This window comes from Vibrio eleionomae, assembly GCF_009874545.1.
Lineage (GTDB): Bacteria > Pseudomonadota > Gammaproteobacteria > Enterobacterales > Vibrionaceae > Vibrio > Vibrio nitrifigilis.
Genome location: NZ_WEKT01000013.1, coordinates 25,845 through 40,320 on the forward strand (window position 1 = coordinate 25,845; position 14,476 = coordinate 40,320).

Here is a 14,476-nt window from a genome sequence, read left to right on the forward strand (position 1 = left end):
TGATTAGTCACAGGATAAAAGGTGAGTACCACCTTTTATCCTAGGTTCTGAGCTAGTTCAAACGGAATTTAGCTATTAAATTGCACGTCGATGCGCTATCTACATCTTTGACCAGTTGGGCTAATTTAGGATTAGGGTGGCGTTTCATAAATTCTACCAGCGCTTTTTTGCAGCAGCCGAGTGAATCAATAAATGCTTCACAGGTCCGATTCTGGCATTGAGGGATTAAGGTAAATACCCGTTCAGACGCCAATTCGAGATATTTTAATTCGTATTGGTCATCACCCACCTGACGCCAAAAATCAGCCATATTATGGCAGGAGATAACCGAAATCATTAAGCGTTCTTCGAGCTCAATTTCTTCTACATCAGCTAGGCGTTCACTAAGAGTTAACGCTTGCTGGTAATGTAAAATACTGCGGATATGATCGGTTTCTTGCATCGCATTATCAGCGAGTAACGTATGTTTTTCCCACTCTTTAATTGTCATGAGTTAACTCTCCATTAGACTCAATATCTCAAAGATTAAATGATAATTATTTTCAAGTAAACCATTACTGATAGATTAAAATGTTTCTTTCATGCCGTTTTAGTTATAAAAAAAAACCGCTCAAAATAAGCGGTTTTTCAATAAGTTACTGATTATGCATTGAATCTATTCAGGCTAAGCCATACTGGCGTGTTAGCCTTCTAGGCCTGAATTAGCCTGGGAATTTTGAATTAATTCGATTTTGTATCCGTCTGGGTCTTCAACAAATGCGATGTGTGTGCTGCCACCTTTAACAGGGCCTGCTTCACGGGTTACTTTTCCGCCAGCGGCTTTAATGGCATCACAAGTTGCGTAAATATCGTCAACACCAATCGCAATATGACCATAAGCGTTACCTAGGTCATAGCTTTCAACTCCCCAGTTATAGGTCAGTTCGATAACGGCAGTTTCTGATTCTTCGCCATAGCCGAGAAAAGCGAGAGTATACTTATATTCGGTATTTTCGTTTTTGCGGAGTAACTTCATACCCATGATGTTGGTATAAAATTCGATCGAGGTGTCGAGGTTACCAACGCGTAACATAGTATGTAGGATGCGATTGTTTGACATTTGGAGCTCCTATTCTTCAGGGTAGACTTTATCTTTAAATTCACACAAATCCTCAATAATGCAGCTACCACAGCGAGGCTTGCGCGCAACGCATGTGTAGCGACCATGGAGGATTAGCCAGTGGTGAACATCCAGTTTGAATTCTTTAGGCACGACTTTCAGCAGCTTTTCTTCCACATCATCTACGGTTTTTCCCATCGCAAACTTAGTCCGATTTGAAACACGGTAAATGTGAGTGTCAACAGCGATAGTCGGCCAACCAAATGCAGTGTTGAGCACGACATTTGCAGTTTTTCGCCCTACACCGGGCAATGCTTCAAGCGCTTCGCGGTTTTCTGGAACCTCGCCGTTGTGCTTATCAATCAAAATACGGCAGGTTTTGATGACGTTTTCTGCCTTTGAGTTAAATAAGCCAATTGTTTTGATGTATTCTTTCACACCGTCAACGCCTAACTCCAGTATCGTTTGTGGAGTATTGGCTATTTTATATAATTTATCTGTTGCTTTATTCACGCTCACATCAGTTGCTTGAGCGGACAATAATACGGCAATTAGAAGTTCGAATGGTGAATTCCAATGCAACTCTGTTTGTGGATGGGGATTGTTTTCCCGCAGTCGTTCAAGAATTTCTCTTCTTTTGGTGTTGTTCATTTGGCTGCTTCCAGTGTTGAGTGTTCGCTAGTCTATAAGCGCCCATTCCTTTGATTATTTTGATTTTATAATAATTTTAAAAGCGCCGACGATCATGTGCCAGCGCTTTTATAGCCAAAATTGGTTAGGCATTGGTAACGCGAGCGCGTTCGATTTCAGGTTTACTTTCTTGAGGGTGGCGTTGAGCCATTTTTTTATCTAGTACATTTTTAGCGGCAATAAGAAAACCGACTCCAAAAAATGCCCCTGGCGGTAATAATGCCAGTAAGAAACTGCTATCAAAGTGGAAAACTTCGATGCGGAGTACTTTGGCCCAGTCACCTAATAACAGATCGGCACCATCGAATAACGTTCCGTTGCCAATAATTTCACGTAGGGACCCCAAAACTATTAGCACTGTAGTCATACCTAGCCCCATCCAAAAACCATCTAAGGCCGATGGCAGAACAGCATTTTTAGAGGCAAATGCTTCTGCGCGACCAATAATGATGCAGTTGGTGACGATCAAGGGGATGAATATGCCTAACGATAGGTAGAGTCCGTAAGCATAGGCATTCATTAATAGTTGTACGCATGTCACCAAGGAGGCAATGATCATGACAAAAACGGGAATACGCACATCTTTTGGTACGTAGTCACGAACTAATGAAACCACGACATTCGAACTGACTAGAACGAGCATAGTCGCAAGGCCGAGCCCTAACGCATTCGTGATTGTTGATGATACCGCCAGTAGAGGACACAATCCTAACAACTGGACTAAGGCAGGGTTGTTGTCCCACATGCCATTTTTCATCAATAGTTTGTTTTCACTGTTCATATTATTTCACCTCGCAATGATGCGCTGCGCTGTAGAGTTCGTCACGATGCTGATTGACGTATTCTACAGTGTTACGTACAGCCTTGACGACAGCCCTTGGGGTTATCGTCGCACCAGTAAACTGATCAAATTCTCCGCCATCTTTACGCACTTTCCAAGTGTCATAATTCTCTTTTGTCACTTGTTTCCCCGTGAATCCGAGAATCCAATCGGTGACACGAATATCTATTTTATCACCGAGTCCGGGGGTTTCTTGTTGAGACAATACACGAGTACCGGTTATCACGCCTTGGTAATTGATACCGACAATAATCTTTATAGCTCCGCTGTAACCATCGGGAGCGATAGATTCAATCGCAACTGCGCTTGGTTTTCCATCGAGAGTCCCAATATAAGCGGGCATGGCATCTGTCGTCCCCAATAACGCTTGATTGGTGACATAAGTGCAGGTGTTCGCTAGTGGATTATCATGCAAATGTTTCGGTACCACTTGATTCAAAATAGAAAGTAATTGTGCCTTTTCTTGCGCTTTAATTTGTCCGGTGGTCAGGTAATTCGTTAAAGCGACGATACCTGTCGTAATACAAGCGAAGATGGCAAGAATGGCACCATTTTTTCGTATTGCGTTAAACATAATTATCCTTAGTGACCGTAGGCGCGAGGTTTAGTGTAGTAATCGATCAGTGGCACACTCATATTAGCAAGTAGTACAGCGAAGGCCACACCGTCAGGAAATCCACCCCAGCTACGAATAATGACCACCATAGCGCCAATAAATGCGCCATAAATCAAACGGCCTTTATTGGTTGTTGATGCGGTCACTGGGTCAGTCGCAATAAAGAAGGCGCCAAGCATGGTTGCTCCAGACAATAAATGGATGATAGGAGAAGCGGTTGCTCCTCCTGTCGCTAAGGTGCATACCAATGCCGTTACCAATAATCCACCTAAATACGCCACTGGAATATGCCAGTTGATTACTCGAAGACGGAGCAATATTAATCCACCAAGCAAATAGGCGAGGTTGACCCATTCCCAACCAACCCCTGCAATACCATTAAATTGTGGTTTACTCATGATTTGTGGCAACGTTTCGCCAGCTTTCACGAACGTTTTAATGGTATCTAATGGTGTTGCCATTGTGGCACCATCGATTCCTGAACGTATTTGCTGCAGTGACAGCCCATCAATGGTATATCCAGTGAAAATGAGCGACGCTGAATCATGAAAAGAAACGGCTTCTGGTGCTAGCGGTAATGGAGCCATCCAGCTTGTCATTTGCACTGGGAATGAGATAAGCAGGACCACATAGCCAACCATGGCAGGGTTAAATGGATTTTGACCAAGGCCGCCGTAGAGTTGCTTACTGATCAAAATGGCAAATAGCAAGCCGATCACGATGATCCACCAAGGTGACATTGGAGGAATGGCAACGGCAAGTAACCAGGCTGTAACCAGTGCGCTGTAATCACCGATCGTTCTTTTAATTGGGCGGTGACGTAACTTCATTACACCGGCTTCGATTGAGAGCGCAACGATAATGCCGAACACTAATTGAATCAGCGTACCCCAGCCAAAAAAGTATGTTTGTGCAATCAAACCCGGAACCGCACAGAGTGCGACCCATTTCATTATGTCTGATGTACTACGCTTCACATGAGTATGTGGTGAACTAGCTATAAAAAAGGCCACTAGTTGTTCTCCTCAGAATCATTCATGTCATTTTGCTCTTTTTGTGCTTTACGCGCTTTGGCTCGGGCGATTGCAGCAGCAACGGCGGCTTTTTTGGGATCGTCTTGTCCAGACGTGTCATGTTCCTTAATGGATGCACGTTCTTGTTCCACCTTACGTGCCTTAGCTTTAGCCACAGCGGATGCTACTGCGGCGGTTTTTTCTTCTGCAGCGGTATCAGTCGTGTCTTCTGCAGATTCTGCTGCTATCTCATTCTCCCGGGCAGCTTTACGTGCTTTAGCACGAGCAATCGCGGCAGCCACAGCGGCTTTTTTCGGATCTGGCTCAGTATCGTCCTCGACTGATTCAGAGTCTGGCTGCACATCTGTTGCTTCAGCTTGTTGAGCGGCTTTGCGCGCTTTAGCGCGAGCAATCGCGGCAGCTACAGCGGCTTTTTTCGGATCTTGTGCAGCGTCAGGTTCGACTGATTCAGAGTCTGGGTGGACATCCGTTGATTCAGCTTGTTGAGCGGCTTTGCGTGCTTTAGCACGAGCAATCGCGGCAGTTACAGCGGCTTTTTTCGGATCTTGTGCAGCGTCAGGTTCGACTGATTCAGAGTCTGGCTGGACATCTGTTGCTTCAGCTTGTTGAGCGGCTTTGCGCGCTTTAGCACGAGCAATCGCAGCAGCTACAGCGGCTTTTTTCGGATCTGGCTCAGTATCGGTCTCGACTGATTCAGAGTCTGGCTGGACATCTGTTGCTTCAGCTTGTTGAGCGGCTTTGCGTGCTTTAGCACGAGCAATCGCGGCAGCCACAGCGGCTTTTTTCGGATCTTGCGCAGTGTCGGTCTCGACTGATTCAGAGTCTGGCTGCACATCTGTTAGTTCAGTTTGTTGAGCGGCTTTGCGCGCTTTAGCACGAGCAATAGCGGCAGCCACAGCAGCTTTTTTCGGATCTTGTGCAGCGTCACGTTCAACTGATTCAGAGTCTGGCTGCACATCCGTTGATTCAGCTTGTTGAGCGGCTTTGCGTGCTTTAGCGCGAGCAATGGCAGCGGCAACCGCGTCCTTTTTACCATTGGAATCAGATTCTTCTTGCTGTGCAGGTTGTTCTTGGGCTGCTTTTGCTTTACGTTCTCTGGCTTGACGTTTACGCTCTTCACGTAATTTTGCCATTTCACTGTTATCAGGTTGCTCGGCACCATTTTGCATTGCTTCAGCCTGTTTAGCTTTTGCTTTTGCAATAGCAGCGGCAACCGCTGGTTTTACCTGAGGTTCATTGGCAGCTTGAGCTTTCTGCGCTTTAACACGAGCAATCGCAGCCGCAACCGCATCATCACCACCGCTAGATTTTGTCATTTCTGCTCGGCGGTTTTCGGCGGCTTTCTTAAAGCGATTTTCTCTTTCTGCTTTGTCTCGCTCCATTCGTGCTTTTTTCTCTTCAAAGCGCTGTTTAGCCCGCTCTGCAGCTTCAGCCTCAATACGGCGCGTCCGAATTTCCGCTTTAGCTTGTCGGTAGTATTGCACTAATGGAATGTCACTTGGACATACATAGGCACAAGCACCACACTCAATACAATCTTTTAAGTCAAGAGATTCACATTTCTCATACTCTTCTGCTTTGGCATGCCAATAAAGCTGCTGTGGGAGTAGAGAGGCAGGGCAGGCGTCGGCACAAGCACTACAGCGAATACAGGCTAGCTCTTCCTTAGCCGGAGCAATTTCTCGGCGAGTCGGTGCCAAAATACAGTTTGCAATTTTGGTAATTGGCACTTGAGCATGCGGCAGAGTAAAGCCCATGAGAGGGCCACCCATAATTAACCGAGGTAGCTTTTTATCTTCTTTGTAACCAAACTCATCTAACAACGATTGGATTGGTGTGCCCAATAATGCCCAAACATTTTGCGGACGTTTAAATGCTTTTCCGGTGAGAGTCACGACACGGCGAATGAGCGGTTCACCATCAAAGATTGCGCGTTTAATCGCTTGAATCGTACCAACGTTCATGACCATCTGGCCAATATCCGATGAACGACCGCCACTTGGCACTTCAAGGTTGGTTAGAATTTTAATGAGCTGTTTCGCACCGCCTGACGGGTATTTGGTTGGGACGACACGTATTACGATATTGTCGAAACCTTGAGCGGCTTTTTCTAATGCGGCCACCGCTTGAGGTTTGTTGTCCTCAATACCAATAATGGTCAACTTAGGTGCCAAAATATGCTCAACAATCTGAATACCAGAGATGATTTCATCTGCGTATTCACGCATTAAAGCGTCGTCGGCAGTAATGTAAGGTTCGCACTCAGCAGCATTAACGATCAATATGTCAATTTTGGATTGGCCCGATTCGATTTTTCGTGCCGTTGGAAATCCTGCGCCACCCATACCGGAAATACCGGCTTTACGCACCAGTTCAATTAAATCGAGTGGTGATTGATCGCGGTAATTAGGCTGAGGAAATAATTCAGTCCACTGATCTGCAAAATCGGGTTGAATAACAATACAAGGCTCTGCTAACCCTGACGGATGAGCTACTGTGCGAGGTTCTATCGCAGTAATGATTCCTGAAGTCGGCGCGTGTACCGGTACTGTAAACGCAGTATTGCATCTGGTCAGAGGTTGACCTTTCAATACTTTCATGCCTGGTTCGACAAGTAAATCTCCGGCTCGCCCAATATGTTGCTTGAGTGGCAAGATCAACTCATCTGGAATTTTAGCTTCTGCTAGCGGTGTTTTTGTCGATTGTTTTTTATTCTCAGGTGGATGAATGCCTCCGGGAAAATCCCAGATTTTACCTGATTTAATTTGTTCGATTAATGACAACATACCCACCCTTACTTCACACTGCTCTGAGCGTGAGACTCAGTTTCGGTAACATTAACTACTGGAATCGCATTAAGCTGCCACTTCCAAGTATCGGGAGTCGCTTCAATGGGAATCATTTCGATGCAGTCGGTTGGACACGGAGCGACACAAAGATCGCAACCAGTACACTCGTCTTTGATAACGGTATGGACCGCTTTCGTGCCGCCAACAATCGCATCAACGGGGCAGGCTTGAATGCATTTTGTACAGCCGATACACATGTCTTCATGAATAAAAGCAACTTTTTTGACGTCTTCTAATTCATGGGCTGATTCTTGAACTTCCACGCCCATGAGGTCGGCCAGTTTTTCAATTGTGGCTTGACCACCAGGAGGGCACTTATTGATATTGTCACCATTGGCAATCGCCTCTGCATAAGGTCGGCAACCAGGATAACCACACTGGCCACATTGAGTTTGTGGCAAAATGGCATCAATTTGATCGACAATCGGATCCGCTTCAACTTTGAAGCGTACAGAAGCAAAACCGAGAATGGCACCAAATATGGCGGCAAGTACAGCAAGAGCTAATACCGCGATTAATATTGTACTCATTACAGTTTCACCAGTCCGGTAAAGCCCATAAAGGCAAGTGACATTAACCCGGCTGTAATCATCGCAATAGATGCCCCTTTGAATGGAGCGGGAACGTCGGCAACGTTAATCCTTTCTCGCATCGACGCGAATAAGATCAGTACCAGAGAAAATCCTACAGCAGCGCCGAAACCATAGATAATCGATTCAACGAAGTTATGATTTTCATTCACATTGAGCAGAGCAACACCGAGAACCGCGCAGTTGGTGGTAATGAGTGGGAGAAAGATCCCTAGTAAGCGATAAAGCGTTGGACTCGTTTTGTGGACCACCATTTCTGTAAATTGCACGACAACTGCAATCACCAATATAAAGCTCATCGTCCGTAGGTAATCGATACCCAGTGGTCGTAAGATGTATGTCTCAACAAGATATGAACACACTGAAGCTAAGGTCAGGACAAACGTTGTTGCCAACCCCATACCAATCGCTGTTTCCAGCTTTTTCGACACGCCCATGAAAGGGCACAAGCCCAAGAATTTTACCAGTACAAAGTTGTTAACCAGTACAGTGCCAATTAACAACAACACATATTCGGTCATAGTTATTTTTGATTGATATTTTGATCTCGGCATTATCATGCTTTGTGAAGCCAATAACAACCAAGGAAAGTTAAGGTTTTAGGTATCTGAGTAAAAACTACACATTAAAGCCATGATAAGTGTGCAGATATTGAGAAAAAACAACACTTACTGATATAACACAAAAAAAGTACTGGCAATGAATAGGACTCAAAGGAGTCTCATAGCCATATTAAATATGTGGTTTTGGCAGTTTGGTTTTATTTCTATAAAGAATCGATGTGGGTAAGCAATCCCACATGAGTGTGAGTTTTACTCTCATGCTTAAAGTCTAACACATGGCGCCAATAAAAACCGTCAAATTGTGGTTTTACTCAATAGACACTATATCCAAGTAACGAATAAAACTCGCCCCTTGGGGCCCTGGTTACATTGCGGTAAATACAAAAAAGCCCAATCAAAAGATTGGGCTTTCTTAAATTTGGCTCCCCCTGCAAGACTTGAACTTGCGACATACGGATTAACAGTCCGCCGTTCTACCGACTGAACTAAGGGGGAATTGCTTAATGCGGAGCGCATCTTATCGACCAGTAAGTTAAGTGTCAAGCACTTAGCATTGAAAAAATGAAAGTTTTTCTAAACAAAAAAGCTTTACTTTTCTGTAAGCCTTATCCTGATTGAGCTAGATTTAGTTATCCACTAAATTTGTGGATAAGTGTGTGAATTAAATCTTAGTAATTATGTTTTTCTCAACAAGCGGTGTAAGTTATCACATTTCATGATGTTATTTTTATTGTTTAAGTGATTGTTTTTATATTTAAAAATTAATTTATAAACAGAATTTTCTTTGTTGTATAAAAGCTCATTATAATGTCATGAAAATGTTAATTTTAGAAAAACTGGGGAAAAGCCGTGGATTAAATGTTGGGAGTTTTGAAGGGGAGTCCCGAGCGGGGCAGGGATAATAACAGAGTGAAGTAGAGGTTTCTACCCTCATGGTAATCTTTTTGTCGCTTTAACCGTATTTTATGGGAGTGCAATGCATGATAAAGGCTTAACCGCCTTGTCCTTGACCAGTAAACATATAGAACGACACAGTATTGAAATCATTTGGACTACTGATTAAAGATAGACAACTTGTTGAGTATTGCAACGATGGGTTACGTTAAATAGTAACTTCTACTTGCCATAATAAAGGCCATACAGCGACAATAGATAAAGATAAATTAGAGAATGAGGACGTCATGAATAAGGCATTTGAGTTGGTATCTGACTATCAACCATCGGGCGATCAACCTGATGCAATCCAATCTCTTATTGAAGGAATTGATTCTGGCTTAGCACATCAAACTTTACTTGGTGTTACTGGCTCGGGAAAAACGTTTACCTTAGCCAATGTGATTGCTCAATCTCATCGGCCAGCTATTTTGTTAGCACCGAATAAAACGCTGGCTGCGCAGTTATATGGTGAAATGAAGAGTTTTTTTCCAAATAATGCGGTCGAGTATTTCGTTTCTTACTACGATTATTACCAGCCAGAGGCTTATGTGCCAACCACGGACACATTTATTGAAAAAGATGCCTCTGTTAATGCTCATATAGAACAAATGCGTCTTTCCGCAACTAAAGCTCTACTAGAGCGAAAAGATGCGATTATTGTCGCGTCGGTATCTGCTATTTATGGTTTGGGCGATCCCGATTCTTATTTGAAAATGATGCTGCATTTGCGTCGTGGTGATGTCATCAATCAACGAGACATGCTGCGTCGTTTAGCCGAACTACAATATTCGCGTAACGATGTGGGTTTTGAACGTGGTCAGTTTCGAGTTCGTGGTGAAGTTATTGATATATTCCCTGCTGAATCAGAGCAAGAAGCCGTCAGAGTTGAGATGTTTGACGATGAAGTCGACTGTATCAGCTTATTTGATCCGTTAACCGGCGTTGTTAACCAGAAAGATCTGCCGCGCTTTACCATCTACCCTAAAACTCACTACGTCACCCCTCGTGATCGTATTCTCGAAGCCATAGAAAAGATCAAAGCCGAACTTGAGTCACGTAAAAAATATTTATTAGACAATAATAAGCTACTAGAAGAGCAGCGTATTAGCCAACGTACTCAGTTTGATATTGAAATGATGAACGAACTAGGTTTTTGCTCTGGTATTGAAAACTACTCTCGCTATCTTAGCGGGAGAGCAGAGGGTGAGCCGCCACCAACCTTGTTTGATTATCTTCCTCATGATGGATTATTGATTATCGATGAGTCGCACGTCACCGTGCCACAGATAGGTGCGATGTATAAAGGTGACCGTTCAAGAAAAGAAACCTTAGTTGAGTATGGATTTCGTCTTCCTTCTGCTTTAGATAATCGTCCTTTGAAGTTTGAAGAGTTTGAAGCTTTAGCTCCACAGACTATTTTTGTTTCTGCCACTCCTGGTCATTATGAACTAGAAAAATCTGGTGGTGATGTTGTTGATCAGGTTGTGAGACCGACCGGCTTGCTTGATCCTGAACTTGAAGTTCGCCCAGTCGCAACGCAAGTGGATGATTTGCTCTCTGAGATTCGTGTTAGGGCTGCACAACAAGAGCGGGTACTAGTCACGACATTAACGAAGCGTATGGCAGAAGATTTGACAGAATATCTGCATGAACATGACGTAAAAGTGCGTTATTTGCACTCAGATATTGATACGGTAGAACGTGTTGAAATTATCCGTGATTTACGCCTTGGTGAGTTTGACGTTTTAGTTGGAATTAACTTATTACGAGAAGGCTTAGATATGCCAGAGGTGTCTTTGGTGGCTATTCTTGATGCGGATAAAGAAGGGTTTTTGCGTTCTGAACGTTCGCTAATTCAGACTATAGGGCGCGCAGCACGTAATATCAAAGGTAAAGCCATCCTCTATGGAGATTCGATTACTAAATCGATGAAAAAAGCGATGGATGAAACCAATCGTCGTCGCATTAAGCAGCAAGAATATAATGAGCAAAATGGTATTACCCCACAGGCTCTCAAACGCAATATCAAAGATATTATGGAATTGGGTGACGTGACTAAGTCTCGTAAGCAAAAATCTCAACGCCCAGTCCCATTAAACAAAGTTGCGGAGGAATCTGGAAGCTATGGCTCATTAACGCCTCAAGAGCTGGAAAAAGAAATTCACAAACTCGAAACTAAGATGTACAAACATGCTCAAGACCTTGAATTTGAACTGGCTGCTCAAGTTCGTGATCAAATAGAACAGCTGCGTGCACAATTTATAGTGAACAGTTAGTACATTGAAATTTAGATAAAAAAATAGCCAATAGAAACACTCTATTGGCTGTAATACTGTGAACATATAATTCACTAACAACGTCAGTTGGCTAGGTGACCCGTTAGGGTCATAGTTAATAAAGCATATACCATGCCAACTTTTAAATTGGATTAAAGTCCCTAAATCCAATACTTTTTGGCTATATTTGGTCAAAAATGCATTTGAAATTTGCAAAATGCAATTCCTAATGCGATTATTATAAGCAAAATGCAAATAAGACATTCATGACTAGGCTAGGTTATGCAATTAGATTACCCAATTCAGAAAGCAAAATACTTGCTTATGGTTGAGGATACGGCATCAGTTGCGGCTTTATACCGTTCTTACTTATTACCGTTAGAGATTGATATTAACGTGGTGGGAACGGGTAAAGAGGCTATTGAGAGTATCGTTCAGCGAGAACCCGATCTCATTCTACTTGATTTACGTCTACCCGATATGACAGGGATGGATGTACTGCATGCTGTTAAACAGAAGCACCCTGACGTGCCTGTTGTCTTTATGACGGCCCACGGCTCAATCGATACGGCTGTGGAAGCAATGCGCCATGGCGCACAAGATTTCCTTATTAAGCCATGTGAAGCTGACCGTTTGCGTGTCACTGTGAATAATGCGATTCGCAAGGCAAGCAAACTTAAAAATGAAACCGATGACCCTGGCAATCAAAACTATCAGGGATTCATTGGTAGTAGCCAAAATATGCAAGCGGTTTATCGAACCATTGACTCTGCGGCCACAAGTAAAGCCAGTATTTTTATCACTGGTGAAAGTGGTACAGGTAAAGAAGTCTGTGCTGAAGCTGTACACGCAGCAAGCAAACGTGGTGATAAACCTTTTATTGCTATCAACTGTGCCGCAATTCCTAAAGACCTGATTGAAAGTGAACTATTTGGTCACGTAAAAGGGGCATTTACTGGCGCGGCGACTGATCGCCAAGGTGCTGCAGAGTTAGCGGATGGCGGTACACTCTTCCTTGATGAATTATGTGAAATGGATTTGGACTTACAGACCAAATTGTTGCGTTTTATTCAAACCGGTACATTTCAAAAAGTCGGTTCATCCAAAATGAAAAGCGTTGATGTCCGTTTTGTCTGCGCGACCAACCGTGATCCCTGGAAAGAAGTTCAAGAAGGCCGCTTTCGAGAAGATTTATATTACCGCCTTTATGTAATCCCTTTGCATTTACCCCCTCTACGAGAGCGTGGCGATGACGTCATTGAAATTGCTTACTCTTTACTTGGTTTCATGTCTAAGGAAGAAGGGAAAAGTTTTGTGCGGTTATCTGCCGATGTTGTGGAGCGTTTTAAACATTATGAATGGCCTGGTAATGTTCGCCAATTACAAAACGTATTGCGCAATGTTGTGGTACTCAATGAAGGTCGTGAGATAACAATCAATATGTTGCCGCCTCCATTAAATCAGCCTATCGAGCCAAGACCGAATGTTACCCTTTCGGCAAATTCAGACGCGACTTTTTCAGTGCACGATATTTTCCCTCTGTGGTTGACGGAAAAGCAGGCAATTGAAAAAGCGATTGAAGCGTGTGATGGCAATATTCCCAAAGCGGCAGGTTATTTAGATGTCAGTCCTTCTACTATTTATCGGAAATTGCAGAGTTGGAATGACAAGGTTAAAGAAAAGGAAAAGTAAGTATCTATGGAGCTGATGAATCAACATAAAATCGATGGGCTAGCTCAAGAGATAGGTCAAGAAAATGTCCCAGTCTTACTTGAGATTTTTCTAGGTGAATTGACCGGTTATCAGCAGCAGTTAACTGATGTAAGTCAGGCCGATAAACAAGAATGTCTCAAAGATATTAGCCATGCGTTGAAAAGTAGCGCAGCGAGTTTTGGCGCTGATAAACTCTGCGCTAAAGCAATTGAAATTGATGGGATGGTGAAATTGGCGTTAGAATTTGACGTCAACACTGAAACGGAAAATATCATAGCACTGATGGAAGAAACACATCAGTGCTATGAGCAGCTCTTACCTTAACTGCTCTTCGATTGCCAACTGAAGTTTTGCTCGATCGTGTCGCCATACTCGATTGGGCGAAGCTAGCTCTCTTGTGACACAATTCCAACGATCCGCTAACTCTGGGTGAGGCTGTTCGCCCAAAACGACATCAATTTGTCGTGCGTGACATGAACGCTCGCACCATTCTAGTTTTTGCTGTAACGACATTCGACTTGCGGGACCAAATTCAGGCGATAAGTTCTCGATGAACAAGAGTTTCGCACTAGCGTTCGTGGCAATAGCATTAGCGAGTTCGGGCAGCAATAAAGGTGGCATTACACTGGTTAAAAAACTACCAGGCCCAAGAATGATTGAATCGGCGTCTAAAATGGCTTGGGTGGCCTCTTTTGTCGCTGGCACTTCCGGTTCAAGGTCGAGCCGGAGCAAGTCGCCTGTCATTTCATCAACGTTTGTTTCGCCGGTGACTTTTTCTCCTTTTGTGGAGAGTGCGGTTAGGTCGGAAGGGTGCTCTGACATGGGCAGAATATTCACATCAACCTTTAGCATGTTGCGGATCAAATTGATGGCTTCTAATGGACGGACAGATAGGTTATCCAGTGCTGTTAGCATCAGGTTTCCTAAATTGTGACCATTTAACTCTCCTGAACCTTTAAAGCGATATTCAAACATCATTGAGCTAATTGACGGTTCAGTAATCAATTGATTGATACAGTTGCGCATGTCGCCCCAAGCAATACCGCCTTGGCATGAACGGATTCGACCTGTTGAGCCACCGTTATCGGTTGTGGTAACGATGCCTGTTGCATTAGGACCAAAATTTTTGAGTGCGGCGAGCACGCGTCCTAGGCCATGACCACCACCGATAGCAACTACTTTGTGACTAGTATGTAAGTCCATTGATTCTTCTTGGTTAACGAAGTTAAAAACAGCATTAGATTATTTTAACACCCCATGGGCTTTATA

General features: G+C 43.6%; 13 protein-coding genes and 1 tRNA gene. 3 read left to right on the forward strand and 11 right to left on the reverse strand.

Annotated elements, in window-relative coordinates; translation table 11 throughout:
- Positions 1-52: 52 nt before the first annotated feature.
- The 10 genes from F9817_RS09435 to F9817_RS09480 form a co-directional block, all read right to left on the reverse strand.
- Positions 53-490: a DUF2753 family protein gene (locus tag F9817_RS09435; protein WP_161154813.1), complete on the reverse strand. Its 438-nt coding sequence runs from the start codon at positions 488-490 to the stop codon at positions 53-55.
- A gap of 192 nt (positions 491-682) precedes the next feature.
- Positions 683-1,099 (reverse strand): lactoylglutathione lyase, encoded by a 417-nt coding sequence (gene gloA / locus F9817_RS09440; protein WP_161154815.1) that lies wholly within the window; start codon positions 1,097-1,099, stop codon positions 683-685.
- Positions 1,100-1,108: 9 nt separating this feature from the next.
- A complete protein-coding gene (gene nth, locus F9817_RS09445; RefSeq protein ID WP_161154817.1) occupies positions 1,109-1,750 on the reverse strand; it encodes an endonuclease III in 642 nt (213 codons plus the stop codon).
- A 124-nt stretch (positions 1,751-1,874) separates the two neighbouring features.
- Positions 1,875-2,570 (reverse strand): electron transport complex subunit E, encoded by a 696-nt coding sequence (locus tag F9817_RS09450; RefSeq protein WP_161154819.1) that lies wholly within the window; start codon positions 2,568-2,570, stop codon positions 1,875-1,877.
- A gap of 1 nt (position 2,571) precedes the next feature.
- Positions 2,572-3,204 carry an electron transport complex subunit RsxG gene (gene rsxG, locus F9817_RS09455; RefSeq protein WP_161154821.1) on the reverse strand — a complete coding sequence of 211 codons (633 nt, stop codon included), beginning with the start codon at positions 3,202-3,204 and terminating at the stop codon, positions 2,572-2,574.
- 8 nt (positions 3,205-3,212) lie between these two features.
- The gene (rsxD, locus tag F9817_RS09460; RefSeq protein WP_161154823.1) at positions 3,213-4,259 is read right to left on the reverse strand and encodes an electron transport complex subunit RsxD; all 1,047 of its coding nucleotides are present in this window, start codon (positions 4,257-4,259) and stop codon (positions 3,213-3,215) included.
- On the reverse strand, positions 4,259-7,066 hold the full coding sequence (gene rsxC, locus F9817_RS09465) for an electron transport complex subunit RsxC (protein WP_161154825.1): 2,808 nt from the start codon (positions 7,064-7,066) through the stop codon (positions 4,259-4,261). Before rsxC ends, rsxD begins: the two co-directional genes overlap by 1 nt.
- Positions 7,067-7,074: 8 nt before the next feature.
- Positions 7,075-7,659 carry an electron transport complex subunit RsxB gene (gene rsxB / locus F9817_RS09470; RefSeq protein WP_161154827.1) on the reverse strand — a complete coding sequence of 195 codons (585 nt, stop codon included), beginning with the start codon at positions 7,657-7,659 and terminating at the stop codon, positions 7,075-7,077.
- Positions 7,659-8,240 (reverse strand): electron transport complex subunit RsxA, encoded by a 582-nt coding sequence (rsxA, locus tag F9817_RS09475; RefSeq protein ID WP_161154964.1) that lies wholly within the window; start codon positions 8,238-8,240, stop codon positions 7,659-7,661. Before rsxA ends, rsxB begins: the two co-directional genes overlap by 1 nt.
- Before the next feature lie 461 nt (positions 8,241-8,701).
- Positions 8,702-8,777: transfer RNA gene (locus F9817_RS09480), tRNA-Asn, on the reverse strand.
- Between the two features lie 686 nt (positions 8,778-9,463).
- On the opposite strand from F9817_RS09480, the gene uvrB reads away from it, so the two are divergent.
- The 3 genes from uvrB to luxU all read left to right on the forward strand — a co-directional run bounded on the left by uvrB (position 9,464) and on the right by luxU (position 13,531).
- Entirely contained in the window at positions 9,464-11,494 is a 2,031-nt protein-coding gene (gene uvrB / locus F9817_RS09485) for an excinuclease ABC subunit UvrB (RefSeq protein WP_161154829.1), read from the forward strand.
- Positions 11,495-11,776: 282 nt separating this feature from the next.
- Positions 11,777-13,186, forward strand: coding sequence for a quorum-sensing sigma-54 dependent transcriptional regulator LuxO (gene luxO / locus F9817_RS09490; protein WP_161154831.1), 1,410 nt, complete (start codon positions 11,777-11,779; stop codon positions 13,184-13,186).
- 6 nt (positions 13,187-13,192) lie between these two features.
- The gene (gene luxU / locus F9817_RS09495) at positions 13,193-13,531 is read left to right on the forward strand and encodes a quorum-sensing phosphorelay protein LuxU (RefSeq protein WP_161154833.1); all 339 of its coding nucleotides are present in this window, start codon (positions 13,193-13,195) and stop codon (positions 13,529-13,531) included.
- Here the strand turns inward: luxU and F9817_RS09500 are convergent.
- On the reverse strand, positions 13,523-14,410 hold the full coding sequence (locus F9817_RS09500) for a YvcK family protein (RefSeq protein ID WP_161154835.1): 888 nt from the start codon (positions 14,408-14,410) through the stop codon (positions 13,523-13,525). The two genes, luxU and F9817_RS09500, sit on opposite strands and share 9 nt — an antisense overlap.
- Between the last annotated feature and the right edge of the window lie 66 nt (positions 14,411-14,476).